Below are 24,123 nucleotides of genomic sequence, written 5' to 3'. Positions count from 1 at the left end.
GGTGTCGCCACGACCGGCGACCTGACGCGAATGGCCGTGCCGCGGCATCCGCATACCGCTTCATCGCGACGCGCCGACCGCGCCTACTCCCCTTCGGGGTTACCCGCCCACCAGCCCAGCGTGTGGTGGATGTGACGGTGCATGAGGTCGCGCGCGGCCGCGGCGTCGCCGTCGGCGAGGTGCCGCAGCAGCTCGAGGTGCTCGGCCGCGGATTCGTCGAGCGCCTTCGTCTCGAGCATGTCCGAGAGCCCGACCAGCCGGGTGCGCGAGCGCAGGTCGGCGACCGTCTCGACGAGCAGCCGGTTGCCGAGCAGCCTGGTGAGCGCGAGGTGGAACTCGAGGTCGGACTCGAGGTACGTGCGCAGGTCGCCGGTGCGGGCACCGTCGACGATGCGCTCGGCGAGCGCCGTCAGGGCGGGCAGCTCGTCGGCCGGGAACCGTCGCGCGAGCTCCTCCATTGCGGGTGGCTCGAGCAGTTGGCGCACCTCGACGATCTCGCGCAGCACCTCGGGGCTCACGGTCGTGACGCGGAAGCCCTTGTTGCGCACGGGCTCGACGAATCCGCGGCTCTCGAGATCGAGCATCGCCTCGCGCACGGGCGTGGCCGACACGTCGAACCGTGCGGCGAGCGTCGGCACCGTGAGCAGTTCGCCGGGCGCGAGCTCGCCTGAGATGATCGCCGCCGACAGCGCCTGCTCGACGCGTGCGCGAAGGCTCAGCTGCTGCTCGACGGGGCGGATCTCGGTCACTGCGTCCGCATCCACTGCTCAATGCCGGCCGCGTCGATCGGCAGCGCCGCCGACAGCACCTCGGAACCGGTGGCCGTGACCAGGATGTCGTCCTCGAGGCGAACACCGATGCCGCGCAGCTCGGGCGGCAGGGTCGTGTCGAACGCGTGGAAGTAGAGGCCGGGCTCGACGGTCAGCACCATGCCGGGTGCCATCGGGGCCTGCTGGTACGCCTCGTAGCTCGAGTGCGCGCAGTCGTGCACGTCGAGCCCGAGGTGGTGGCCGACGCCGCACACCAGGTAGCGGCGGTGGTGCTGCCCCTCGGGCGAGAGCGCCTCGTCGACCGACACTGGCAGCAGCCCCCAGTCGGCGAGGCCATGCGCGATGACCTCCATCGAGGCGGTGTGGAAGTCGCTCCACTGGCGGCCCGGGCCGACGGCGGCGAGCCCGGCGCGGTGCGAACGCTCGACCAGGTCGTGCACCTCGCGCTGGGCGGTGCTGAACGTTCCGGAGGCCGGGAACGTGCGCGTGACGTCGGCCGTGTAGAGGCTGCGCGCCTCCACGCCCATGTCGAGCAGCAGCAGCTCGTCGCGCTTCACCGGGCCGTCGCAGCGCACCCAGTGCAGGGTCGGCGCGTGCTCGGCCGATCCGACGATCGTCGAGTAGCCCGGGCCGTTGCCGAACGTGCGGGCGTGCCGGTCGAACGTGCCCTGCAGCCAGCGCTCGCCGCCCCACTCGATCGCGTTCGGGATCTCGCGGATGACGCTGCGGAACCCCTCGACCGTCGCGTCGACCGCGCGGCGCAGCTCGCCGACCTCCCAGTCGTCCTTGATCATGCGGAGCTCGGCGAGCACTCGGCCGAGCTCAGGTGAGCGGCGGATACCGCGGAGGGCCGCATGCTCCGAGTTCGCCGTGCCGAACCGCAGCACGTCGTCGCTCGGCCGCACGAGGTCGGCCAGCCGCTCGAGCGGCTGCACCTCGACGTCGAGGGCGGCGGCCCAGTCTGACGCGCCGGGCGCGGATCCGACCCAGAGCTCGCCGTGCGCGGCGTTCGCGAAGAAGTCGGGGTCGCCAGGGTAGGCGGGCGACGGCACGAACAGGGTGGCGTCGTGGCCCGACCCCGCGGGCGTCAGCACGACGACGGCGTCTTCGGCGTCGCATCCGCTCAGCCAGAAGAAGTCGCTGTCGGGCCGGAAGCCGTAGTACGTGTCGTTCGCGCGCACGGGCGCGCGGCCGGACTCGACGACGATGGTGCGGCCGGGCAGCGCGGCGCTCAGGCGCGCCCGATGGGCGGCGGTTGCCGCGGCGACGCCGGGTTCGACGGGTGGCGTGCGGTCGGGAGCCTCCCACCCGGTCGCCATGTACTCGAGGAACGCGGGCACCTCGCGCAGGCGCGGCAGGCGCGGATCGCGCGCCTCGGGCGTCGGCATGGAGGCTGCTGCTGGCGCGGCGTCGGCGTGCTCGTGCGTGAGCGTGCCCGGTTCGTTCATCGTGGGGATTCTCCTTCGGCTCCACTATGTAATGGGTGACATATTACGCTGCTGCGAACGCCGTGGTCGAGTGCTTCGGCGCCGATCAGTCCTCGAGCAGGCGCTGGAAGAGCACGTGGTCCTGCCACCGGCCCGCGATGCGCAGGTACCGCGGGGCGAGCCCGAAGCGCTCGAACCCGTTGCGCGCGAGCACCGCCTGCGACGCCTCGTTGTGCACGAGGGTGCCGGCCTGTACCCGGTGCAGCCCGGCGTCGCGAGCCGCGTGCAGCGCCACCCCGACGGCCATCGTCGCCAGCCCCTCGCCGGTGCGCTCGCCGTCGATCCAGTAGCCGAGGTGCGCGTTCTGGAACGCGCCGCGCACGAGGTCAGAGAGGTTGACCCGCCCGATGATCTCGTCGCCGTCGACGAGCACGAGCGGGATCGCCGTGCCGGCATCGACCTGGCGCAGCAGCGCGGCCACCTCGCGCTCGTGCGTCGCAGACTTGAAGAACGACTCGGCACGCTCGGGCTCCCATGGCGCGAGGTGCTCGCGGTTGCGGCGGTAGGCCGCGGCGAGCGCGGGTCCGTCGCCCGCGGCGAGCGCACGCACCACGACTCCCCCGTCGAGTTCGACCGGTTCGAGCACGTGCCACCTCCGTCGGCCACGGTCATCTCGACGATCCGATCGAGCGGATGCCGCGTGGCAGCGAACCACGCTAGCAGCCGTTCCCGACCGGGCCGGGTTCGGCGGTTGCCGAGGCATCCGTCGACCGTGAAGAGCCCGGCCCGAGACCGGTACCCGCAGGACCTCCCACGACGGCGTGCCCGGACGTACCGTGGAGGCATGGGAGACGTGCGCGCCGACATCCGGGAGTTCCTGAGTTCGAGGCGCGCCCGCATCACGCCCGACCAGGCCGGGCTCCCGGCCTACGGCGGCAACCGGCGCGTGCCCGGCCTGCGGCGCGAAGAGGTCGCGATGCTCGCGGGCGTCTCGGTCGACTACTACGTGCGGCTCGAGCGCGGCGACCTCGCCGGGGCATCCGAGAGCGTGCTCGACTCGCTCGCCCGCACGCTGCAGCTCGACGACGCCGAACGCGAGTACCTGTTCGACCTCGCGCGGGCGGCCGGGCCCGCCCCGAGACGGGTGTCGAAGCCGAAGACCTCGGTGCGACCGGCCGTGCAGCAGGTGCTCGACGCCATCGGCGACGCGCCCGCGTGGGTGCGCAACGGGCGGCACGACATCCTCGCCGCGAACCGGCTGGCGCGCGCGCTCTACTCCCCCGTCTTCGACGACCCGCGGCGGCCCGTCAACACCACGCGCTTCGCATACCTGAACCCCGCGGCCCGCGAGTTCTGGCGCGACTACGACCAGATCACGCACGACGCCGCGGCGATGCTGCGACTGGAGGCCGGGCGCAACCCCCATGACCCAGAGCTCATCAAGCTCGTCGGCGAGCTCTCGACGCAGAGCGAGCTGTTCCGCGAGCGCTGGGCCTCTCGCGACGTGAAGTTCCACCGCAGCGGGCTGAAGCGCCTGCACCACCCCGTCGTCGGCGACCTCGACCTGAACTACGAGTCGATGGACCTGCCGAGCGAACCCGGGCTCGTGCTCAACGTCTACACGGCCCCCGCCGACTCGGCGTCGGCCGACGCGCTGAAGCTGCTCGCCTCGTGGGCCGCGACGAATGCCGAGGCGCTCGCCGACTCCGCGCCGGCCGCCCCTGCGACGCCCGTCGAGTAACCGCCCGCGCCGCAGCGACATCGTCCGGCGCGCAGCCCGCTCACACGTCATGCACGCCAGCCCGCACCACCGGCGGGAGGAGATCCGCACGAGCGGAGGACGTCTCGGCCGAAACGATCCTCCCGAGCGCGCGAACTCCTCCCGTCAGGGTCGGAGCGGATGCCGCGGGCGGCGGCCGTGACCTAGTGGCCCGGGTACTCGTCCGAGGTCAGCAGCGCGCCCCACTCCGTCTCGGGCTCGCCGCCGCCGGGCGCCTCCCAGAGCGCGAGGTGGCACATGAACTGGTCGGCGGTCGCGCCGTGCCAGTGCCACTCGCCGGCGGGCGTGTAGACCGTGTCGCCGGGGTGCAGCTCGATGAGCTCCTCGCCGCGGCTCTGCACGTAACCGAGCCCCTCGGTCACGTGCAGGGTCTGCCCGACGGCATGCCGGTGCCAGGCGGTGTGCGCGCCGGGCGTGAAGCGCACGAGGTTCAGTCGCGTGCGCGACGGCTCCTCGCCCGCGTAGTAGGCGTTGAAGTACACGTCACCCGTGAACCAGGCCTCGGGGCCTTTCACGGTCGGTGCCTTGAGCTGCAGTCGCGTGCTCATCGTCGTTCTCCTTCGTTCGGTGTCAGCGGATGTCGGTGGCCGCAGGTCAGAGCCCGACGGCGGCCATGCCGGCCTCGTCGTAGCGGTTGCCGGCGACGCCGATGCGGTCGGCGAGCCCGTCGAGGTCGGCCATGTCGTCGGCGGAGAGCGCGACGGCCGTTGCGGCGGCGTTCTCGTCGACGCGTTCGCGGCGGCGCGTGCCGGGGATCGGCACGATGAACGGGTGCTGCGCGAGCAACCAGGCGAGCGCGACCTGCCCCGGCGTGGCACCGCGGGCATCGGCGAGCGCGCGCACGTGGTCGACGAGCGCCTGGTTGGCGAGCAGGTTCTCGCGCTCGAAGCGCGGCACCCGGGCGCGGATCTCCCCGGCGCCGAACGTCGAGTCCGCAGTCACCGTGCCGGTCAGGAAGCCCTTGCCGAGCGGGCTGAACGGCACGAACCCGATGCCGAGCTCGGCGCAGGTCGGCAGCACCTCGGCCTCGGGGTCGCGGGTCCAGAGGGAGTACTCGCTCTGCACCGCGGTGACGGGCTGCACGGCGTGCGCCCGTCGGATCGTCGCCGCGGCGGCCTCCGAGAGCCCGAAGTGGCGCACCTTTCCCTCGGCGATGAGCTCGCCGACGGTTCCGGCGACGTCCTCGATGGGCACCTTCGGGTCGACCCGGTGCTGGTAGAAGAGGTCGAGCACGTCGACGCCGAGACGGTGGAGCGAGGCATCCGCCACCCGACGGATCTGCTCGGGACGCGAGTCGACGCCGTGCATCTGCCCGTCGCGGATGTCGAAGCCGAACTTCGTGGCGACGACGACCTGGTCACGAATGGGGGCGATCCCCTCGCCGACGAGCTCTTCGTTGACCCACGGCCCGTAGACCTCGGCGGTGTCGATGAACGTCACGCCGTGCTCGACGGCGTACCGCAGCACGCCGATCATGTCGTCGCGGTCGCCCGGATTCGGCCCGTAGCTCTGCGACATGCCCATGGCGCCGAGTCCGACGGCCGAGACCTCGAGTCCCTGTCCGAGTGTTCGCGTGTGCATCAGTTGCTCCTTCGTTCGGTTGGGAGTTCGGTGTTCGGTTCGCTGACCGGTTTCGGCGTCAGGGGGTGGGGCGAGCGGGTGTCCCGACGCCCGCTTCGGGCACGGCGGCCGCCCGGGGCATCCGGGGCAGGATCAGTGCCGCGCAGACGACGAGGCAGAGCCCGAGCATCGCGCTGCCCCCAGTCAACGCCGCCGACACCTGGTTCGCGAGGTCCGCGACGCCGGTTCCGGTTCCGGATGCCGCAGCCACCGCGACGAGCACGCCGAGGCCGAGCGACATCCCGACCTGGTGGAACGTGTTGACGAGCCCCGACGCGGCACCGGCATCCCGAGCGGTGGCCCCGACGATGCCCGCAGAGGTGAGCGGCGCGAAGACGAGCCCCTGGCCGGCGCCGATGACGACCATCGGCAGCGCGACGCCCGTGAGGTAGGCGGTGTCAGGCGCCAGGCGGCTGAGCCAGAGCATGCCGGCGGCCGTGAGCGCGACGCCGACCACGAGCGGCAGCCCCTCGCCGAAGCGGCGCGTGAGGTGCGGGATCAGCATCGCGACGGCGAAGTTGACCACGGTCATCGGCAGGAACGCGACACCCGCCTGGATCGGGCTCATGCCGAGCACGCCCTGCAGGAACTGGGTCGTGAAGTAGAAGAAGCCGATCATGGCGCCCATGTAGAGCATGCGGCCGACGTAGGCGCCCGTGCGCACGCGGCTGGCGAAGAGCCGCAGCGGCATGATCGGCTGCGCGACGCGGGCCTCGGTCAGCACGAGCACGACGAGCAGCATCGCGCCGACCACGAGCGAGGCGGCCGTGACCGGCGATCCCCACGACGTCTCGGCGGCGTGGATCACGCCGAAGACGATCGCCCCGATGCCGAGCGTCGCCGTGAGCGCGCCGATCACGTCGAAGCGGCCGCGGGCTCGCTCGGTCTCGGGCAGGAACCGCGGTGCGAGCAGGATCATCGCCAGCCCGATCGGCACGTTGATGAAGAACCCGGCGCGCCACGAGATCCACGTCGCGAACGCGCCGCCCACGACGAGGCCGAGGCTCGCGCCGATGCCCGCGGTCGCGCCGTAGAGGGCGACGGCCCTCGCGCGCTCGCGGCCCGCCGGGAAGCTCGCGGTGATGAGCGACAGCGACGAGGGCGCGACGATCGCCGCGCCCACGCCCTGCAGCGCACGCGCGCCGATGATCCACCAGTCGGTGGTCGCGAGGCCGACGAGCAGCGACGCCGCCGAGAAGACGACGAGGCCGAACACGAACACCCGGCGACGGCCGAGGAGGTCGCCGGCGCGCGCGCCGAGCAGCAGCAGGCCTCCGAACACGAGCGTGTAGGCGTCCTGCACCCACGACAGCTCGCCGGCGCTCAGCCCGAGATCCGCTTCGAGGCTCGGCAGCGCGGTGAAGATCACCGAGTTGTCGAGCAGGATCATGAAGTAGCTGAGCAGGATGATCGCGAGGATCGCGCCCGTACGCCGCGGGGTCGGAGCTGCGGATGCCGCGGCATCCGTCACCCGACGCGAACCGGATGCCGCGGCATCCGTCACCGGAACCGACCCCGTCTCGGCCTGCTGCACGCGCGACATCAGAACGCGACCATGACCTTCAGGGCCTCGCGCGCGTCCATGGCGGCATACGCCGACGGCACCTCGTCGATCGAGACCGTGCGGTCGAACACGCGGCCGGGCTCGATCACACCGTCGAGCACCTGGTGGATCGCCGCCTCGAGGTAGGCGCGCACGGGCGCCGGTCCGCCGGTCAGCGTCGCGTTCCTGCCGAACAGCGAGCCGAACCCGATCGGCGCCTCCTCGTACTGGGGCACGCCGACCCGCGAGATGACGCCACCGGGGCGCACGATGCCGTACGCCTGCTCGTAGGCGGGCATGTGACCGACCGCCTCGAGCACGACGTGGCTGCCCTCGCCGCCGGTGAGCTCCATGACCTTCGCGACGCCCTCGGCGCCGCGCTCGGCGACGACATCGGTCGCGCCCCATTCGACCCCGAGGTCGGTGCGCGCGGTGTGGTGGCCCATGAGGATGATGCGCTCGGCGCCCAGCAGCTTCGAGGCGAGCACGGCCGAGAGGCCGACCGCGCCGTCGCCGATCACGGTGACCGTCTTGCCGGGTTCCACCCGGCCCATGTGGGCCGCGTGGTAGCCGGTGAGGTAGACGTCCGACAGCGCGAGCAGCGAGGCGAGCAGCGACTCGTCGGCGGTCGCGGGGTCGACGCCGGGCACGACGACGAGGCTGCCGTCAGCCTGCGGGATGCGCGCGAGCTCGGCCTGCAGTCCGCCGTTCGCGCCGCCGTACCATCCGCCGTGCACGCACGAGGTCTGGAATCCCTCCCGGCAGAACACGCACGTGTTGTCCTGGAACGCGAACGGCGCGATCACGAAGTCGCCGGGCCTCACGGTCGTGACGGCCGTGCCCACCCGCTCGACGACGGCGATGAGCTCGTGGCCCATGGCCGTGCCGTGCTCGCCGTGGGGCATGGAGTGGAAGGGGTGCAGGTCGCTGCCGCACACGCAGGCGCGGACGGCGCGCACGATCGCGTCGGTGTCGTGGCGGAGGACGGGGTCGGGAACGGTCTCGACGCGAACATCGCCGGCGCCGTACATGAGTGTTGCCTTCATGGTCTCCATCGAACGCCCACGTGCGAGCGCACGGGAGTCACTGCCGAGACCGGTACTCCCAGACCCTGCCTCGCTGGGCGGCCCGCGACGAAGATGGAGGAGAACGGATGTCACGAAGGGACCCTCATGAGCACGTGGACCGCCGAAGAACTCGCCTCCCTCGACCGCGCCGGGGAGATCCGCGTCGCGGGCCGACGCGACGACGGAACCCTGCGCACGCCCGTGATCATCTGGCACGCCGTCGTCGACGGCGCCCTGTACGCACGATCCGTGCGGGGGCCGGAAGGCGGCTGGTACCGCGGCGTCACGCGCAACTCCGAGGGCACCGTGAGCTGGGGCGGGCAGACCCGCGAGGTCACGTACACGCGCGACGACACGCACGACGACGACCTCGACGACGCCTACTTCGCGATGTACGGGCGCGGTTCGGCGACCCAGTCGCTCATGAAGCCCGAGGTGCGGGCCACCACGCTGCGCATCGACCCGAAGTAGGCTCGCGCGGCTCCTCCACCAGCGCGGCGCCGCCCGGGTTCAGGCCTGCGCGGCCTCGATCCGACCTTCGGCGATCGCGTCCGTGAAGGCGCGGTAGTCGAGGTCGTTCTGGTCGGCGTACGCCTCGGCGAAGTCCGAGATCGACTCGTCGAACACGTCCGACGTGCCGAGGTAGGCGGCGAGCTGAACTCGGTCACCGCTTCGTCCGTGCGCTCGTGCGAGGGTCTCGCCGCACACCCTCGCGTAGAGCACGGCCCCGCGCGGAACCATGACCTCGGGGTCGAGCGAGCCCTTCCAGTCCTTGAGCTGGCGGATGTAGAAGTCTCGCTGCACCCCGGTGTCGTCGGGGTACCCGCGCTGCCATCCGAGGAAGATGTCGCTCGTCGCCTGCATCACCCGCTGGCCGCGCACGACGCGCTCGCCGTGCTCCTCGTACTCGCTCGGCCCGAGGAAGCGCTCGAGCACCGAGGGCTGCGCCTCCTTGGCCTGCAGGAAGATCGGGTCCGCGTCGTCGCGCCCCCGCAGCAGCACCACCCAGGTGCGGGTGCCGACGCTGCCGACCCCCGGTACCGTGCGCGCCATGTGCACGTAGCTGTACTCCGCGATCGGATGCCGCTCGGTCGTCAGGGTGCCCTGGTATGCGTGCAGGGCCGCCTGCATCTTCGCCTCGGTCTGCTCGTGGTCGACGGTCGCGATGTCCTCGACCGGCACCACGAGCGGCGGGTCCGCGGCGATCCGCATGCGACCGCCCTCGTTCGTGACGAGCTTCGAGAAGACCTTCATGCGGTCCTGCGTGAGCGCCTTGGCGACCACCGACTCGAACCGCTTCATCTGCTTCTTGCCGAGGCGGTCCTCGTCGACCGCACGCCGAACGAGCTCCTGCACGTGCTCGACCGGGACGGTGTCGTACCAGGCGTCGAGCACCGAGGCGTCGGCGGATCGCAGGATCTGCTCCCGATACCCGCGCACCGCCGCGAGGCGGGCCTCGCGGCGTTCGTCGTCATCGAAGCCGCGGTGCCTGGCCGCGATCTCGATGCTCGCGACGAGTCGCTTGACGTCCCATTCGAAGGGGCCGGGCAGGGTCTCGTCGAAGTCGTTGATGTCGAACACGAGCCGACGCTCCGCCGACCCGAACACGCCGAAGTTCGACAGGTGGGCGTCGCCGCAGAGCTGCACGACGATGCCGCTGTCGGTCGCGGCATGGAGGTCGGCCGCCATGATCACGGCCGCACCGCGGTAGAACGTGAACGGCGAGACGCTCATGCGCGCGTGCCGCAGCGGGATCAGCAGGGGGTCGCGCGACTCGGCCTGTCCTTCGAGCAACGCGACCGGGTCGGGCCGCGTCGACGTCGGAGCCCAGGTCGCGTGGCTCCGGCGCGGCGTGTGGGCGCGGGCGGCGCGACCGGACTCCCTGCGCGCCTCGAAGTCCTCGGACTTCGGCTGCAAGCGCGCGGGCGGCAGCACGCCCCGATCGCTCACGATTCCACCGCCTCGGGCGCGGGCCGGTCGGCCGGGGCGCCTGCCCGCACCGCCTGGGCGGCGGATGCGGCATCCCTCGAGGCCATCGAACCCGCGGTGCGGAGGAACACGATGAGCCAGGCGAAGATGAGCGCGAACGCGACGAGCTCGACCGCCGTGAGGTTGTAGTAGCCCGAGATGAAGAAGGTCGCCAGCACGACGATGACCGCCACGAACACGTAGCCGAGCAGGAGGAACACCCGCGGCATCGACGGCACGAGCGACCGCAGCGCGATCACGAGCACCACGTAGACGATCGCCATGCCCGTCGCCGAGAGGTTGTGGATCTCGAGGAACTCGTCGACCGGGAAGATGCCCACGCACGCGAGCATGACGCCCATGACGATGAGCGCCAGCCGAACGAGGTTTCGCCCGCGCGTCTCGGCGGGCGTCCTCGTCGGCAGCCAGGCCGTCGCGTAGTGGGCGACCGTGGTGACCATGACGCCGGCGATGATCAGCGTGAGGTTGAACGTCAGCGACGAGATGTCGTCGCTGATGCCGAGCGTGCTGAGGTTCTTCTGCCACCAGAGCGGGTCGCTCGCGCTGAGCGTGCTCGCCAGCGTGCCGACGACCAGGAACGCGGCCAGCACGATCGACAGCACCATGGGCGTGATGTTGACCGCGGACAGGAACGAGGCGTATGCGGTGATCGCCATGACCGCGCCGACGAGGATCGCCGCGGTCACCGAGTAGAGCAGCGCGCCTTCGAACCCCGCGGCGAACACGGCGGCGAGTCCGACCCAGCCGAGCAGGGCGATGATCGCGTGCGCGAGGCTCAGCGCGGCGATGTCGAACCAGTGCAGGCGCCGCAGGGCGGGAGCCGACTGCTGCGACCCATCAGGGCCGGGCCGCTGAGACCGTCGCAGCAGGCAGCCGAAGAGGAAGGCGAGCAGCGCGGCGATCGCCGCGCCGATCGCCGCAGCGTCGCCGAACGACCCCCGGCCGGAGATCGGCAGGTCCCGGCCCCAGAACAGGAACAGCCCGGGCACCGCGCCGAGCACGAATGCGCCGGCACCGACGAGCAGCGCCGTGGATTCGCGGGCCTCGGCATCGCCGATGGGGCGACGGACGATGCCGGCGAGCGAGGTCGAATGCGTCAAGGGAACCTCCGTCGGGCTCACGCACGCGACTCACCGCGTGCCCACGATCGGAGCGTACCTCCGACACGGCTCTCGTGGCGAGATTTTCTCAGCATGTCCTCATCGCCTGGTCTCGCAGCGCTCGCACCGGTTCCTGCCGCCCTCTCCGACCGTCGCGAGGTCGTTCGATCGCGAGGCCATCATCATGCGATGCTCCGCCCGGCGTGCTGGGTGTGGCCCAGCCGGTACTCGAAGGCTCCCGCACCGACCGCGTGCACGTCGCCGTTCGGGAGGCGGATGTCGGCGCTCGTGTTCGAGGGCACGGCGACCGTCACGAGCAGCTCGCCGTCGACGAGCTCCCACGCACTGCGCACCTCGCCAGAGGGGCTCGCGTACCGCGCCGACGCGGACGTCAGGCTGCCGCCCGGCACGGGTTCGATCGTGAAGTGCTGCGCCCCGTCGACGCGGATGCCCGCGACGGTGTCGAAGAGCCACTGGCAGACGGCGCCCGGCGAGTAGTGGTTCAGGCTCTCGGTGCCCTCCCAGTGCTCCCACACGGTGGTCGCGCCGGCCTCGACCTCGGCGAGCCAGCTCGGCGCCCGCGTGTTCTCGAGCATGCGGTACGCGACATCCGCCCGCCCGGCCTCGGTCAGCACGGGCAGCACGAACGGCGTCGAGAGGAAGCCCGTGCCGATGGTGTAGCCGCGGCTCTCGACGGCCTGCACGAGTCGGCGTTCGAGGCGCTCGCGCACCTCGCCGTCGACGAGGCCCAGCGCGAGAGGCCGCACGAGCTTGGCCTGCCGGTCGGTGTCGATCGTGCCGTCGGCGAGGAAGAGGTGGGCATACGCCTGCTTCGCGCCGTCGGCGTACTCGGTGAAGCGCGCGGCGTCGGAGGTCTCGCCCAGCGCGGTCGCGATCTCGGCGAGGTGGGTCATCGTGTAGTGCAGGTAGGCGGTCGCCTCCTCTGGCCTGCTGGGCTGGGATCGAGCGGTCACCGGGTCGAGGAACTCCGCGGGCTCGAGCCACTCGCCGAGGTGCAGCCCCTTCTCGTAGACGAACCGGTTGTACGGGTTCGCGCGTGCTGCCGCGCGGTCCTTGTGGCCCGTGCGGCCGATCATGAAGTTCGCGTACGCGCGCATCATCGGGTAGAACTCGCGGATGAGCTGCTCGTCGCCGTAGCGCTTCCAGAACCGGTAGGGCACCAGCACCGCGGCATCCGCCCAGCCCACGGAACCACCCGTGGTGTCGTACATCATCGCGAGACCGCTGTTCGGCACGACCGCCGACAGCTTGCCCGACTTCGCCTGGTTGTCGGCCAGGTCTCGCAGCCACTTGCGGAAGAAGGCCGCGACGTCCATCAGCGATGCCGCGGTGTCGAAGAACACCTGCGCGTCACCGGTCCAACCGAGGCGTTCGCGGGTCGGGCAGTCGGTGGGCACGTCGAGGAAGTTGCCCTTCATGCTCCACCGGGTGTTCTCGAGGAACCGGTTCACGGCCGGGTTCGAGCACTCGAACTCGCCGGTCTGCTCCAGGTCGGAGTACACGGCGATCGCACGGAAGTCGGATGCCTCGAACGCGACGTCGGTCTCGACGAGCGCGTAGCGGAACCCGAACACCGCGAACTCGGTCTTGTACCGGTTCTCGCCGTCGGCGCACGTGAAGTCGATCTCCTGCTTGGGCGTCGGCTGCAGCTCGCCACGGACGAGGCTCTTCTTCTCGGTGAGGAGGAGCATCTCGGTCGCCCGCCCGAACTCCGTGGCGGGCTTCTCGAGCTGGAAGTTGCCCTGCGTGAACTCGCCCGCCTCGTCGAGCGTTTCGCCGAGCCGCAGCGTCAGCCGCTGCCCTCGTTCGGCCGTCACGGTGAAGCCGACGAAGCCCGCGATGTTCTGCCCGAAGTCGAGCACGCGGGCCCCCGACGGGGTCGTGATCGACGTCGGCGTGAAGACCTCCTGCTCGCGCGGCTCGACATTGTCGGACGCCGTGGGCACGATGCCGGGCTTCGCCGCACGAGCCCTGCCGGCGTAGGTGGGCTCGAGGTTCGCATCGACGATCTCGCCGTCCTTGAGGTCGGCGAACCGCAGCGGGCCGTCGTTGCTCCACGCGAACGAGCCGTCGCTGTTCACGACTTCGCGCCGGCCGTCGACGTACGTGATCTCGAGCTGGGCCAGCAGTTTCGTCTGACGCCCGAACAGGTTCGTGATGCCATAGGCGCCGACCGATCCGCGGTACCACCCGTCGGCGAGACGGAACTCGAGCCGGTTCGCGCCCTGTTCCCCTGCGAGCAGGTCCGTCACGTCGTACGTCTGATACTGCAGGCGCTTCCGGTAGTCGGTGCTGCCCGGCGCGAGGCGGAACTCCCCCACCCGCCGGCCGTTCAGGTGGGCGTCGTAGACACCGCAGGCCGTTGCGTAGAGACGTGCACGCGCCACCGGCCCGCGCGTGCGGAATCCCGTGCGGAAGCAGTCGATCGGATGCCGCGCATGCTTCTTGAGCTTCACGTCGCCCGCGATCCACGTCGCCGTCCAGTCCTGCGGGGCGAGCAGTCCGAGCTCGAACCACGTCGACGACGGCTCGCCCGCGGCACCCGTCTCGTCCCAGAGCTCGACCGACCACTCGACGCGGTCGCGGCTCGTGAGCTCGGCGCCGTCGTACGCGATGTGCGCCATGCGGTTCGAGTCGACCCTGCCGGAGTCCCACACCGTCTCGCCGTCGCGCGTCGCCTGCACGCGGTAGGCGGTCTGCTCGAGGCCGCCCTCGCAGTTCCACGACAGGCGCGGGCGCGCGATGCCGAGTCCGAGCGGCCGGTCGAGGTACTCGGTGCGGAGTCGGACGGCTCTCATGCGTAGTCCTCCGGGCTCCACTCGTCGAGCCAGTCGATGGTCGGGATGTCGCCGTCGAAGCGGATCGGCAGCCACACGTAGTCGGCGATGGCCGTGTTCTCGCCGTTGGCGAGCGACATGACGGCTGCGAGGTTCTCGGCTCCGGGCGGGCGCGGGGCGCCCTGCATGCGCGCGGCGATCGCGTCGAACACGTTCGGCAGGTCGTCGGGGAGATCGGGCAGCCAGCGGTCGGCGAGCGCGATGTAGAGGTCCTGTTTGCCGGGGTGCTTGAACACCGAGCTGATCTGCGACCGGTACGACGTGCGGGTCTCGTCGCCCGGGTGGGCGTCGCCGAGCACGGTCCACGGTCCGTGCATCGCCTCGGCGCTCGCGAACTCCGACGGGTTCGGGAAGTACCCGGTCGTGCTCGAGGTCACGAGGTAGTGCCGGCCGTCGCGCGTGAAGTGCGCGGGCGCCTCGCGGTTGAACGGCGGCCCGGAGTGGTGGAAGTGCACGCTGTACTCCCCCGAGACATCCGTGTACTCGTCGGTGAGCTCGGCGACGACGAGGTCGGTGTGCACCTTCTCGAAGACGTAGTACGCGGTGCCGGTGGCGGGGTCGACCGTGAGGTCGAAGTCGCCGGCGTCCATGCCGAGGGGGCGCAGGCCCGTGCGCACGATCTCGTAGGGGCCGAGCAGGTCGTCGGCGACGAGCACCGTGGAGGCCTGCGTCGCCTGCTCGTCCTCGCCCATGATCTTCAGCCAGCAGACGAACTTGCCGGTGGCCTCGTTGAAGAGGATGTGCGGCCGGTCCATCTTCTGCGCCGGATGCAGCGGCGAGGCCGGGTCGTCGAGCACGGGCGGGATGATCAACCCGCGGTCCTCCCAGTTGACGAGGTCGGTCGACGTGTACGCGCGCACGCCCCAGTGCCAGTTGCCGCTGCCCGGAGTGGTGTGCTCCTTGTTCTCGCCGTACCAGGTGAACGTGCCGTCGTCGCCGGCGAAGACCGACCCGCCATGCGCCTGGATGCGCTCGCCCTTCGTGTCGAGCCACACCTGCCCGGGCCGGATCGTGGCCTGCCGGTCGAGTTGCTCGGCCTGCTCGGCCTGCTCGGCCTGCTCGGCCTGCTCGGCCTGCTGTTCGATCGTCATCTCGGCGTCTCCTCGGTCGGTCATCGGTGGTCGGATGCCGCGGCGACCGTGAGCACGGTGGCGAGGTCGGCCGCCGAGCTGCCGCCGACCCACACGTCGAGCGTGGTCGCGTCCTGCACCCAGTCGCGGGTCGCGGCGCTCCAGTGGCGGAGCTCGGCGGGGCCGAGGTCGAAGGTCACGGTGCGGGTCTCCCCGGCGGCGAGCGTGAGGCGCTCGAAGCCCTTGAGTTCGCGCACGGGGCGCGACGAGGTGCCGTACCGCTGGTGGATGTAGAGCTGCACGACCTCGTCGGCCTCGAGGCCAGACATGTTCGTGACGTCGACCGACACGGTGGCGGTCTCGCCGACGGCGATCTCGTCGCGGTCGAGGCGCAGCGCGTCGTAGGCGAACGTCGCGTAGCTCAGACCGTGGCCGAAGGGGTAGAGCGGTGTGGACTCCTCATCCCAGTAGCGCTTGCCCTGGTTCTGCGGCTCGAACGTGCGCAGGTGCGCGTACACCATCGGCACCTGGCCCACGTGGCGCGGCCAGGTGAAGGGCAGGCGCCCGGCCGGCGAGGCGTCACCGAACAGCACGGCCGCGACCGCGTCGCCGCCGCGTGTGCCCGGGTACCAGGCCTGCAGGATGGCCGGCACGTTCGCGTCGGCCCACCGCAGGTCGAGCGGACGGCCCGACATGACGACGAGCACGACCGGGGTGCCGGTCGCGGCGATGCGCTGCAGCTGCTCGAGCTGGCGGCCGGCGAGTTCGAGCGTAGAGCGCGACGCGTTCTCGCCGATCTGGTTCTGGCGCTCGCCCACGACGACCACGGCCACGTCGGCCTCGGCCGCCACGGCGACCGCGCGCTCGATCTCGGCGTCGTCGTCGTAGTCGTCCGGCGTGTTCACGACGGTCGGGTCCTGCCGGTCGAACATCGACGGGAACTCGCGCGAGGGGATGCCGGCGCCGGCCGCGTGCTCGACCCGCACCGAGTCGCCGACGCGGGCCCGGATGCCCTCGACGATGCTCACGGTCTCGGCGGTGTCGTGCACGAAGACCCACGGTCCGAGCGTGTCGCGCTTGCTGTCGGCGAGCTGCCCGATGACGGCGATCGAGCCGAGCCCGGCAGCGTCGAGCGGCAGCGCGGCCTCGTTCTTCAGCAGCACGGCGGTCTGCTCGGCCGCGGCCTGCGCCAGGTCGCGATGCGACGGGGCGTCGAGCACCGCCGCGACGGCCTCCTCGTCGACGTACGGGTTCTCGAAGAGCCCGAGGCGGAACTTCGCCTCGAGCACGCGACGCACGGCGGTGTCGAGCACGGCCTCGTCGACGAGACCCCGCGCAACGGCATCCGGCAGGGTGCCGAAGGCCGGGTCGAACATGCACATCTCCATGTCGAGGCCGGATGTCAGGGCGCGAGCCGCGGCATCCGTCGCCGACGCCGCGAAGTGCTGGGTCTCGAGCGACTTGACCGCGTTCGCGTCGGAGACCACGAAGCCGTCGAAGCCCAGCTCGTCGCGCAGCACCTGGTTGAGCAGCCATGGGCTGCCGCTCGCGGGCACGCCGTTGAGGTCCATGTAGGCGCTCATGACGGTCGCGGCACCCGCGGCGACGGCCGCCTGGAACGGCGGGAGGTAGACGTTGCGCAGCTCCGAGTCGGAGATCTCGGCGTCGTCGTAGTCGCGGCCGCCGCGGGCGGCGCCGTAGCCCGCGAAGTGCTTGGGCGTCGCGAGCACGCTCTCGGTGCCGAGATCGCCCTGGAAGCCGCGCACCTGCGCCGCGGCGACCGCCGAGCCGAGGTACGGGTCCTCGCCCGCGCCCTCGATGATGCGACCCCACCGTGGGTCGCGCGCGATGTCGATCATGGGCGCGAAGCTCCAGTTGATGCCGATCGCCCTGGCCTCGCGGGCGGCGACCGCCTGCGAGCGCTCGATGACCGCAGGGTTCCACGACGCCGCCTGCGCGATCGGCACCGGGAAGATCGTGCGGAGGCCGTGGATCACGTCGAATCCGAAGATGAGCGGAATGCCGTGGCGGGTCTGCTCGACCGCCAGGCGCTGCAGCCGGTTCGCCGTGGCCGCGTTCGTGACGAAGAGCGCCGAGCCGGCGGTGCCGTTCGCGATCGCCGCCTCGACCATCTGCGGCTGGCGGATGAACGCCTGGTGCTCCGGCGGCACCGTACTGAGGTCGAAGTCGGCGGGCAGTTCGCCGACCGAGCCGAAGTAGAAGTACTGGCTCAGCTGGCCGGCCTTCTCCTCGAGGCTGAGGCGCGAGAGCAGGTCGTCGACGCGCTCGGCCACGGGCAGCGCGGTGTCGCGGTACGGGAGGACGCGGAGGTCGGTCATGGTGTCTGGTCTCTCAATCGTGGATCGGGTCGAAGTACGGGATCGGTCTCGTGATCGGCGGGTGCGCTCAGCGGATCTGCGCGAAGATCACGTCGATGGTGCGGAACACGGCGAGCGTGTCGGCGGCGGTGTGCACGGGGTGCTCGGTGGCGCCCTCGGCGATGGCCGCGATCACGGCGCGCAGCATCGGCACGTAGCCGCTGCCCTCGCGCGGGAACTCGACGAGGTCGGGCGTGCGGAAGATCTGCCGCATGCCGCCCGCGTGCACCTCGAGGTCGGTGGTCGCCCAGAACGGCGGCGTGAGGGTCAGCCAGCCCTTCGGCCCGCCGACGGATGCCGTGAGCTCGGCGAACTCCGACATCGAGCTCGCGCACTGGGCGTACCGACCGTCGGCGTACTCGAGCGTGAAGTGCTCGGCGATGTCGAGCCCGTCGTCGCGCACGGTTCCGGAGGCGTGGATGCTCGTGGGCTCGCCGAACACCGAGTGGGCGAGCGTGATCGGGTAGATGCCCTGGTCGAGCAGGGCGCCGCCGCTGCGCGCGACATCCCATTTGCTACTGTCGCCCTCGTTCGGGAACGGGATGCCGAAGGTCGCCCGCAGGTTGCGGGGCACGCCGATCGTGCCGTTCGCGAGCTCCTCGTGCAGGCGGATGAAGACCGGGCTGAACTTCATCCACATGGCCTCCATGAGGAAGAGGCCGCGCTCTGCGGCGAGCGCGAACAGGTCGGCTGCCTCAGCGGCGTCCATCGTCATGGGCTTCTCGACGAGCACGTGCTTGCCGGCGAGCAGCGCCGCGCGGGCCATCGCGTGGTGCGTCGCGAACGGGGTCGCGAGGTAGATCGCGTCGATTTCGGGGTCGGCGAGCACGGCCTCGTAATCGCCTGTGGCGGTCGGGATGCCGAACTCCTCGGCGAACGCGGCGGCCTTCGCGGCGTCGCGGCTCTGCACGATGACGACCTCGGCGCCCTCGCAGGACTGCAGGTCGGGCACGACGCTGCGCGAGATGGTTCCTGTGCCGATCGCGGCCCAGCGCTGCACGGTCACGATCGCTCCGGCAGGTCGGCCCCGTTGCTGCGTGCGATGCCGCCGAGCCACGCGAGGCTGGGCTTCGGGGTGCGGACGAAGGTCGTGCGGTCGGCCGCGATCAATCCGAAGGTCGGGCCCCAGTGACCCCACTCGTAGTTGTCGAGCAGCGTCCAGTGCAGGTAGCCGCGCACGTCGACGCCGTCGGTGATCGCGTTTGCGAGGCCCTCGAGGGCGTCGGTCGTGTAGGCGATCCGGCGCGCGTCGTCGGCGGTCGCGATGCCGTTCTCGGTGACGAGCACCGGCAGGCCGGTGACCTCCGCCGCGTGGCGCACGGCGATACCGAGTGCATCGGGGCGGTAGGCGGTGCCGACGAGCGTGTTGTCGGGGTGCGGCGGGTGCGGGACGAGCCCGTTGTCGTCGACCTCCTGTGTCGAGTACGACTGCACGCCGACGAAGTCGTCGCCCGCGGATGCCTCGAGGTAGAGGTCCTCGTAGTCGCGGCGCACCTGGGCGAGCTTCGCCGCATGCTCGGTCTCCGCCCAGAAGGCGCCGTTCGCGATCGACCAGCCGATCTTGGCCGTCGTGCGCTCGCGAAGGACGGCGCGCGCCGCGTGGTGGGCGGCGATGAACGGCGCGGCGTACTCGGGCTTCGGCACGGGCAGGCTCTGCGCGATCGCGTCGCGCGACGGCTCGGCGCCGTCGGAACCGACGGTCGGGCTCTGCCACTCCGACATCTGGCCGGCGCGCGCCGCTTCCTGGAGCATGACCATCATGGCCATCATGTTCGGCTCGTTGATCGTGACGACCCACTCGACATCGTCGAGGATGTCGGTCACCCGGGCCACGTAGGCGGCGAACCGCTCCGTCGACTCGGGCGCGGACCATCCGCCCGCTTCGGCGAACCAGCGCGGCACGCTGAAGTGGTTGAGCGTGACGACCGGCGCCACGCCGGCGTCGAGGCACGCATCGATCACACGTCGGTAGTGCGCGAGTTCCGCATTCGAGAACTGGCCCTCGCGCGGCTCGATCCGCGCCCACTCGAGGCCGAACCGGTAGGCGGTCAGGCCGGCGTCCGCGAGCAGGCCGATGTCCTCCGCGTATCGGTGATAGCCGTCGACCGCGTCGCCGCTGAGCTCCATCCCGGGCATCAGGCCCTCGCGCGCCCACCAGTCGCTGTTGACGTTGCCGCCCTCGATCTGGTGCGGGGCCGTCGAAGCGCCCCAGAGGAACGGGGTCGGGAATCCGGTCATGTCGTCGTGCCTTTCGTGCGGTTCCAGGGTGTGCGGGAGCAGGTTGCCTTCGCGGACCTCGGATGCCGCGGGCCGGCCGATCGCGTGAACGGCCGGCCACCGGCATCCGCTCGCCTATTTCGCGCTGCGCACGAAGATCATGACGATGTTGCCGCCGATGAGCGTGCAGGCCGCCGCGACGATGAACAGCAGCCCGAAGTTCTTGTCGGCGCCCTCGACGCCGATCAGCAGCAGCGGGGCCGCGACGATCGGCGCGATCGCCTGGGCGATGGTCGTGGAGTACCCGTTGATGCCCATGTAGCGGCCGGCCTCGGTGTCGCGCTCGGGCAGCACGTCGAGCACGATCGCCTGGTCCACCGCCGAGAACACGCCGAGGCCGATGCTGGTGACCACCGATCCGACGATGAGCACGGTCGCGTTCGAGCCGCCGAAGGCCATGACGATGGCACCCGCGGTGAACGCGAGACCCGCGAGGAGTACGAAGAAGCGGCGACGCTTGAGCTTGTCCGACAGGAATCCGCCGAGGATGGCGCCACCGGCCGTGGCGACCACGCCGAACAGCGACAGGATCGTGATGAGCCCGCCGATGTCGGCGACCTGGCCGCCCTCGCTGAGGCGCGACGCGAAGAACAGCGTCGTGAACGTGGTCGCGAACGTGACGCCGAACATGAAGAAGAGGCGGCCGAGCCAGTTCCACGCGAAGTCGGGGTGCTGCTTCGGGTTGAAGACCATGTCCTTGAGGGCGCGGCCGAGCGTGAGCTTCTGCTCGACGACGAGGTCGCGACTGCTCGGCTCCTTGACGAGCGTGACCCAGAGGGTCAGCGCGACGGCGCCGATCAGACCGGGCACGAGGAAGACCAGGAAGCTGTTGCCGATGAACGCGCTGGCGATCCCGACGCCGAGCACCGACGCGATCATCTGCGTGAAGCCGCTGAGGCCGGCGACCTTTCCGCGCTGCTCCTCGGGCAGGCGGTCGGCCTGCGAGAGCAGCAGCGAGCTGAGCACGGTCGCCCAGCCGAGCTGGGTGACGACCCAGGCCAGGGCGAGCACCGGCACGCTCGGAGCCGCCGCCATCAGGGCCAGGCCGATCAGGCCGACGATCGTGCCGCCGATCGCGAAGGGGCGACGGCGGCCGAGGCGCGACCGCGTGCGGTCGCTCCACATGCCGACCAGCGGCTGCGAGATCGCGGCGGCGATGGCTCCGACGCCGACCACGTAGCCGAGCAGTTCGATGTTCTCGGGCGCGAGCTCCTGCACGCGGAGCGACAGCGAGATGCCGATCGGGGCGACGAGCGCGGCGTACGAGCCGAGCGTCGCGATGATCAGCAGCCAGATGTAGCCGGCGCTGACCCGCTCGCGCACGATGACCGAGCCGGTCGGGGTCACGTCGTCGAAGTCGGGTTCGCCTGCGCCGACCATGCGGCCGAGGGGGCCGCCTTCGGCGTCGGCGAGCGCGGCGCCCAGCGGGTCGGCGCCCGGCTGGGGGGTGCCGGTGTCGAGGTCGTTGTTCATGATGGGACTCCTTTGTCAGGTGGGGCTGGGGTGGTGCGGGGGCTGGTGGGTGGTGGTCCGGCCGACCGGGCGGGCCGCCGGTCGGGCGGCTAGTCCACGCTCAGGGCGACGGATGCCGGTGCGCACCCGTCCGCCGTCACGGTGACGGTGATCTCGCCGGCGCCCGTCGGGCGGACGATCGCGAGCGCCCGCCCGTCGAAGGTGCGGTGCTGCGGAGCGGTGAAGCCCTCCTCGGTGATCGGTGCGCCGCTGCCGAGCGCGAGCACGGCCGGGCCGACCACGGTCACGGTCACGGTGCGGTCGTGCGTGGCGTGCACGGTGCCGTGCTCGTCGGTCAGTTCGATCGCGAGGTAGGCGAGGTCGGTGCCGTCGGCGCGCAGGCTCGTGCGGTCGGCGAGCACGCGCAGGTCGAAGGCCTCGGATGCCGCAGCCAGCGCGGTGCGGCCGGTCTCGACGCCGTCGCGGTAGGCGACCGCGACGAGCTCGCCCGGCCGGTAGACCGTCTCGAAGTCGGCGCGGAACTTCCGCGACTCCCCCACCGTCGCGCGGCCGAGGGGCGCCCCGTCGAGCCGCAGCTCGACCTCGTCGGCGTCGGCGTAGACCTCGACGTGGATGGGGCGGCCCTCGAAGCCGGCCCACGACCAACTGCCGATCGAGTCGGTCCAGGCCCACGGCGTGGCGACGGCGATGTCCTTGCCGTGGTGCTCGGGCCGCTGCACGGCGATGTAGGGCTCGGAGCGCAGGCCGAACACGATCTCGCGGTAGTACGACGCCGGGCGGCGGAAGCCCGTGATGTCGAGGTCGCCGCACCAGGCGGTCAGGCCCGGGAACCCGGTCGCGAACGAGGCCTGGCCGCGGGCGCCGTCGTCGGCGTACTTGACGACGCCGATGCCCGTCTCGCCGAGGTAGTCCCAGCCGGTCCAGGTGAAGTCGCCGAGCACGTGGCTGTTCGCCGTGACGAGCGCCCAGTTCTTGTCGATGTCGGTCGGCCAGGTCTCGGCGCCCACGATGATGCGGTTCGGGAACAGCTCGCGGTCGAGCTCGTAGCGCGCATCGCCGTAGTTCATGCCCGCGATGTCGAGCACCGCGAACGACTCCTCGACGCGTTCGGTGGCCTGCGGCGAGGCCTGGATGCGGCTCATCATCTGCCCGAACCCGGCCATCATGCCGTTCACGCCCGCGGGGCCGGCGTCCGCGGCCGCGGCCCGGTTCGCCTGCATCATCGGGATGATCGTGTCGAGCATCGAGACGAACCCGTTGATGCCGTTGGTGATGTACCGGGTGTCGTCGAGCGAGCGGATCTTCTCGGCCAGCCTGCGCCCGATCGCGGCGCCGAAGCGGTTGCCCGTCTCGGGGATCTCGTTGCCGATCGAGTACATGATGACGCTGGGGTGGTTGAAGTCCTTGGCGACGAGCGCCTCGAGGTCGCGCTCCCACCACTGGGAGAAGTCGGAGGCGGTGTCGAAGTCGCTCTTGCCGGAGGTCCACATGTCGAAGCTCTCGTCCATGACGAGCATGCCGAGCCGGTCGCAGGCCGCGAGCAGGGCGCTGCTGGCGGGGTTGTGGGCGCTGCGGATCGCGTTGAACCCGGCGTCCTTCAGCGCCTGCACCCGGCGCTCCTCGGCGCGGGCGATCGAGACGGCGCCGAGCGGGCCGTTGTCGGAGTGGATGCACGCGCCGCGCAGCTTCACCTCGCGCCCGTTGATGCGCAGGCCCTTCTGCGGGTCGAGCTGCAGGGTGCGGATGCCGAAGCTCACCCGTTCCTCGTCGATGGGGCCGTCCGCGACATCCGCCCTCCCGACCTCGGTGAGCTGCAGGCGCAGCGCGTACAGCGACGGGTCCTCGACGCTCCAGAGCGCGGGGCTCGGAACCGGGAGCCGGAGTCGCGCGACCTGACGCTCACCGGGGAGGAGCGTGACCGGCGTGCTGCCCGAGGCGACCTCGGCGATGTCCTCCTCGACGACGGCCGCGCTCAGGCGCACCGTCGCGGTGACGGGGCCGTCGTTCTCGACCGTCACGGCGACCTCGACGATCGCGCGGTCGGCATCGACATCCGGGGTCGTCACGCGAACGCCGTCGTGCGCGATGTGCAGCGGCGCCTTGGTGATCAGGTGCACGTCGCGGTGGATGCCGGCACCCGCGTACCAGCGGCTGTCGAGGTGGGTGCGGCACTCGACCCGCACCTCGTTCTCGGCGCCGAAGTCGACATAGGGGTCGATGCGCACGGCGAAACGCGAGGTGCCGAACGCGTGCTGCCCGGCGAGGGCGCCGTTCACGTAGACCATCGCGTCGCGGTAGACGCCGTCGAACTCGAGCAGCATGCGGGAGCCGCGAGCCTCGGCGGGCACGGTGAAGGTCTTGCGGTACTCGAACGAGCCGCCGGCGAAGTACGCCGTGGTGTCGCCGCGCGGTGCGTCGGCCGAACGCTCGGTGCCGATGAGCGCGTCGTGCGGCAGCAGCACCTCGGTCCAGCCGGTGGCGCCGGCGCCGCCGAGCTCCTGGAAGGCGGTCACCTTCGTGCGGAAGCTCCAGCCCGTGTTGAACGCCACCCGCGAGGGGTCGACGCGATCCGGGGCGGTCACGGTCTCGGTACTCGTCATCGAGGGGCTCCAACTTCATCGGCGGGTGGTGCGGAGGCCGGATCGATGGATCAGGTATCGCGCGTTACTTCGAGGAGTAAACCACACCAGGTAACGCGCGTCAACAGCAGGCCGACACTCGGATGCCGGTTCTCCGGCGTTCCTCGGTTACGCGCGTCAACCGCGATAGGC

The 24,123-nt window shown here is 71.2% G+C and carries 18 protein-coding genes; 2 read left to right on the top strand and 16 right to left on the bottom strand.

The genetic code is table 11. From position 1 onward, the window contains the following. Positions 1-83: 83 nt before the first annotated feature. The 3 genes from BM342_RS14965 to BM342_RS14955 form a co-directional block, all read right to left on the bottom strand. Positions 84-749: a GntR family transcriptional regulator gene (locus BM342_RS14965; protein WP_255368838.1), complete on the bottom strand. Its 666-nt coding sequence runs from the start codon at positions 747-749 to the stop codon at positions 84-86. Then, entirely contained in the window at positions 746-2,218 is a 1,473-nt protein-coding gene (locus tag BM342_RS14960) for an aminopeptidase P family protein (RefSeq protein ID WP_255368837.1), read from the bottom strand. The genes BM342_RS14965 and BM342_RS14960 overlap by 4 nt, the downstream gene beginning before the upstream one ends. A gap of 85 nt (positions 2,219-2,303) precedes the next feature. Then, positions 2,304-2,843 carry a GNAT family N-acetyltransferase gene (locus BM342_RS14955; protein ID WP_255368836.1) on the bottom strand — a complete coding sequence of 180 codons (540 nt, stop codon included), beginning with the start codon at positions 2,841-2,843 and terminating at the stop codon, positions 2,304-2,306. Positions 2,844-3,041: 198 nt separating this feature from the next. On the opposite strand from BM342_RS14955, the gene BM342_RS14950 reads away from it, so the two are divergent. Continuing rightward, on the top strand, positions 3,042-3,938 hold the full coding sequence (locus tag BM342_RS14950; protein WP_092967566.1) for a helix-turn-helix transcriptional regulator: 897 nt from the start codon (positions 3,042-3,044) through the stop codon (positions 3,936-3,938). 182 nt (positions 3,939-4,120) lie between these two features. Here BM342_RS14950 and BM342_RS14945 read toward each other — a convergent pair whose 3' ends face one another. Genes BM342_RS14945 through BM342_RS14930 form a run of 4 tightly spaced genes read right to left on the bottom strand, consistent with a single transcriptional unit; the run spans position 4,121 to position 8,186 of the window. Beyond that, positions 4,121-4,525, bottom strand: coding sequence for a (R)-mandelonitrile lyase (locus tag BM342_RS14945; RefSeq protein ID WP_092967564.1), 405 nt, complete (start codon positions 4,523-4,525; stop codon positions 4,121-4,123). A gap of 46 nt (positions 4,526-4,571) precedes the next feature. After that, positions 4,572-5,558 (bottom strand): aldo/keto reductase, encoded by a 987-nt coding sequence (locus BM342_RS14940; RefSeq protein WP_092967562.1) that lies wholly within the window; start codon positions 5,556-5,558, stop codon positions 4,572-4,574. Positions 5,559-5,616: 58 nt separating this feature from the next. Continuing rightward, the gene (locus tag BM342_RS14935; RefSeq protein ID WP_255368835.1) at positions 5,617-7,131 is read right to left on the bottom strand and encodes an MFS transporter; all 1,515 of its coding nucleotides are present in this window, start codon (positions 7,129-7,131) and stop codon (positions 5,617-5,619) included. Positions 7,132-7,139: 8 nt separating this feature from the next. Continuing rightward, a complete protein-coding gene (locus tag BM342_RS14930) occupies positions 7,140-8,186 on the bottom strand; it encodes a zinc-binding dehydrogenase (RefSeq protein ID WP_218154951.1) in 1,047 nt (348 codons plus the stop codon). A gap of 126 nt (positions 8,187-8,312) precedes the next feature. Between BM342_RS14930 and BM342_RS14925 the strand changes: the two genes are divergently transcribed. Then, positions 8,313-8,678, top strand: coding sequence for a DUF2255 family protein (locus BM342_RS14925; protein WP_177232217.1), 366 nt, complete (start codon positions 8,313-8,315; stop codon positions 8,676-8,678). Positions 8,679-8,717: 39 nt separating this feature from the next. On the opposite strand, the gene BM342_RS14920 is transcribed toward BM342_RS14925, so the two are convergent. From BM342_RS14920 to BM342_RS14880, 9 genes are all read right to left on the bottom strand, one after another. Continuing rightward, entirely contained in the window at positions 8,718-10,157 is a 1,440-nt protein-coding gene (locus BM342_RS14920) for a DUF2252 domain-containing protein (protein ID WP_092967554.1), read from the bottom strand. Further along, positions 10,154-11,296 carry a DUF998 domain-containing protein gene (locus tag BM342_RS14915; RefSeq protein WP_092967552.1) on the bottom strand — a complete coding sequence of 381 codons (1,143 nt, stop codon included), beginning with the start codon at positions 11,294-11,296 and terminating at the stop codon, positions 10,154-10,156. Before BM342_RS14915 ends, BM342_RS14920 begins: the two co-directional genes overlap by 4 nt. Positions 11,297-11,478: 182 nt before the next feature. Continuing rightward, positions 11,479-14,115: a family 78 glycoside hydrolase catalytic domain gene (locus BM342_RS14910; RefSeq protein ID WP_092967550.1), complete on the bottom strand. Its 2,637-nt coding sequence runs from the start codon at positions 14,113-14,115 to the stop codon at positions 11,479-11,481. After that, complete coding sequence (locus tag BM342_RS14905; protein WP_092968717.1) at positions 14,112-15,245, bottom strand: family 43 glycosylhydrolase; 1,134 nt, start codon at positions 15,243-15,245, stop codon at positions 14,112-14,114. The genes BM342_RS14910 and BM342_RS14905 overlap by 4 nt, the downstream gene beginning before the upstream one ends. 20 nt (positions 15,246-15,265) lie before the next feature. Continuing rightward, positions 15,266-17,563 (bottom strand): glycoside hydrolase family 3 N-terminal domain-containing protein, encoded by a 2,298-nt coding sequence (locus BM342_RS14900; RefSeq protein WP_092967548.1) that lies wholly within the window; start codon positions 17,561-17,563, stop codon positions 15,266-15,268. A 67-nt stretch (positions 17,564-17,630) separates the two neighbouring features. Then, the gene (locus tag BM342_RS14895) at positions 17,631-18,608 is read right to left on the bottom strand and encodes a Gfo/Idh/MocA family protein (protein WP_177232216.1); all 978 of its coding nucleotides are present in this window, start codon (positions 18,606-18,608) and stop codon (positions 17,631-17,633) included. Next, positions 18,605-19,840: a glycoside hydrolase family 1 protein gene (locus BM342_RS14890; protein ID WP_092967546.1), complete on the bottom strand. Its 1,236-nt coding sequence runs from the start codon at positions 19,838-19,840 to the stop codon at positions 18,605-18,607. The genes BM342_RS14895 and BM342_RS14890 overlap by 4 nt, the downstream gene beginning before the upstream one ends. A 114-nt stretch (positions 19,841-19,954) precedes the next feature. Beyond that, positions 19,955-21,352 (bottom strand): MFS transporter, encoded by a 1,398-nt coding sequence (locus tag BM342_RS14885; RefSeq protein ID WP_255368834.1) that lies wholly within the window; start codon positions 21,350-21,352, stop codon positions 19,955-19,957. An 89-nt stretch (positions 21,353-21,441) separates the two neighbouring features. Next, positions 21,442-23,952, bottom strand: a complete 2,511-nt coding sequence (locus BM342_RS14880) for a glycoside hydrolase family 2 TIM barrel-domain containing protein (protein WP_092967544.1) — start codon at positions 23,950-23,952, stop codon at positions 21,442-21,444. Between the last annotated feature and the right edge of the window lie 171 nt (positions 23,953-24,123).

It is taken from the genome of Agromyces sp. CF514, assembly GCF_900113185.1.
GTDB lineage: Bacteria > Actinomycetota > Actinomycetes > Actinomycetales > Microbacteriaceae > Agromyces.
This window is presented reverse-complemented; position numbering and strand designations above follow the sequence as displayed.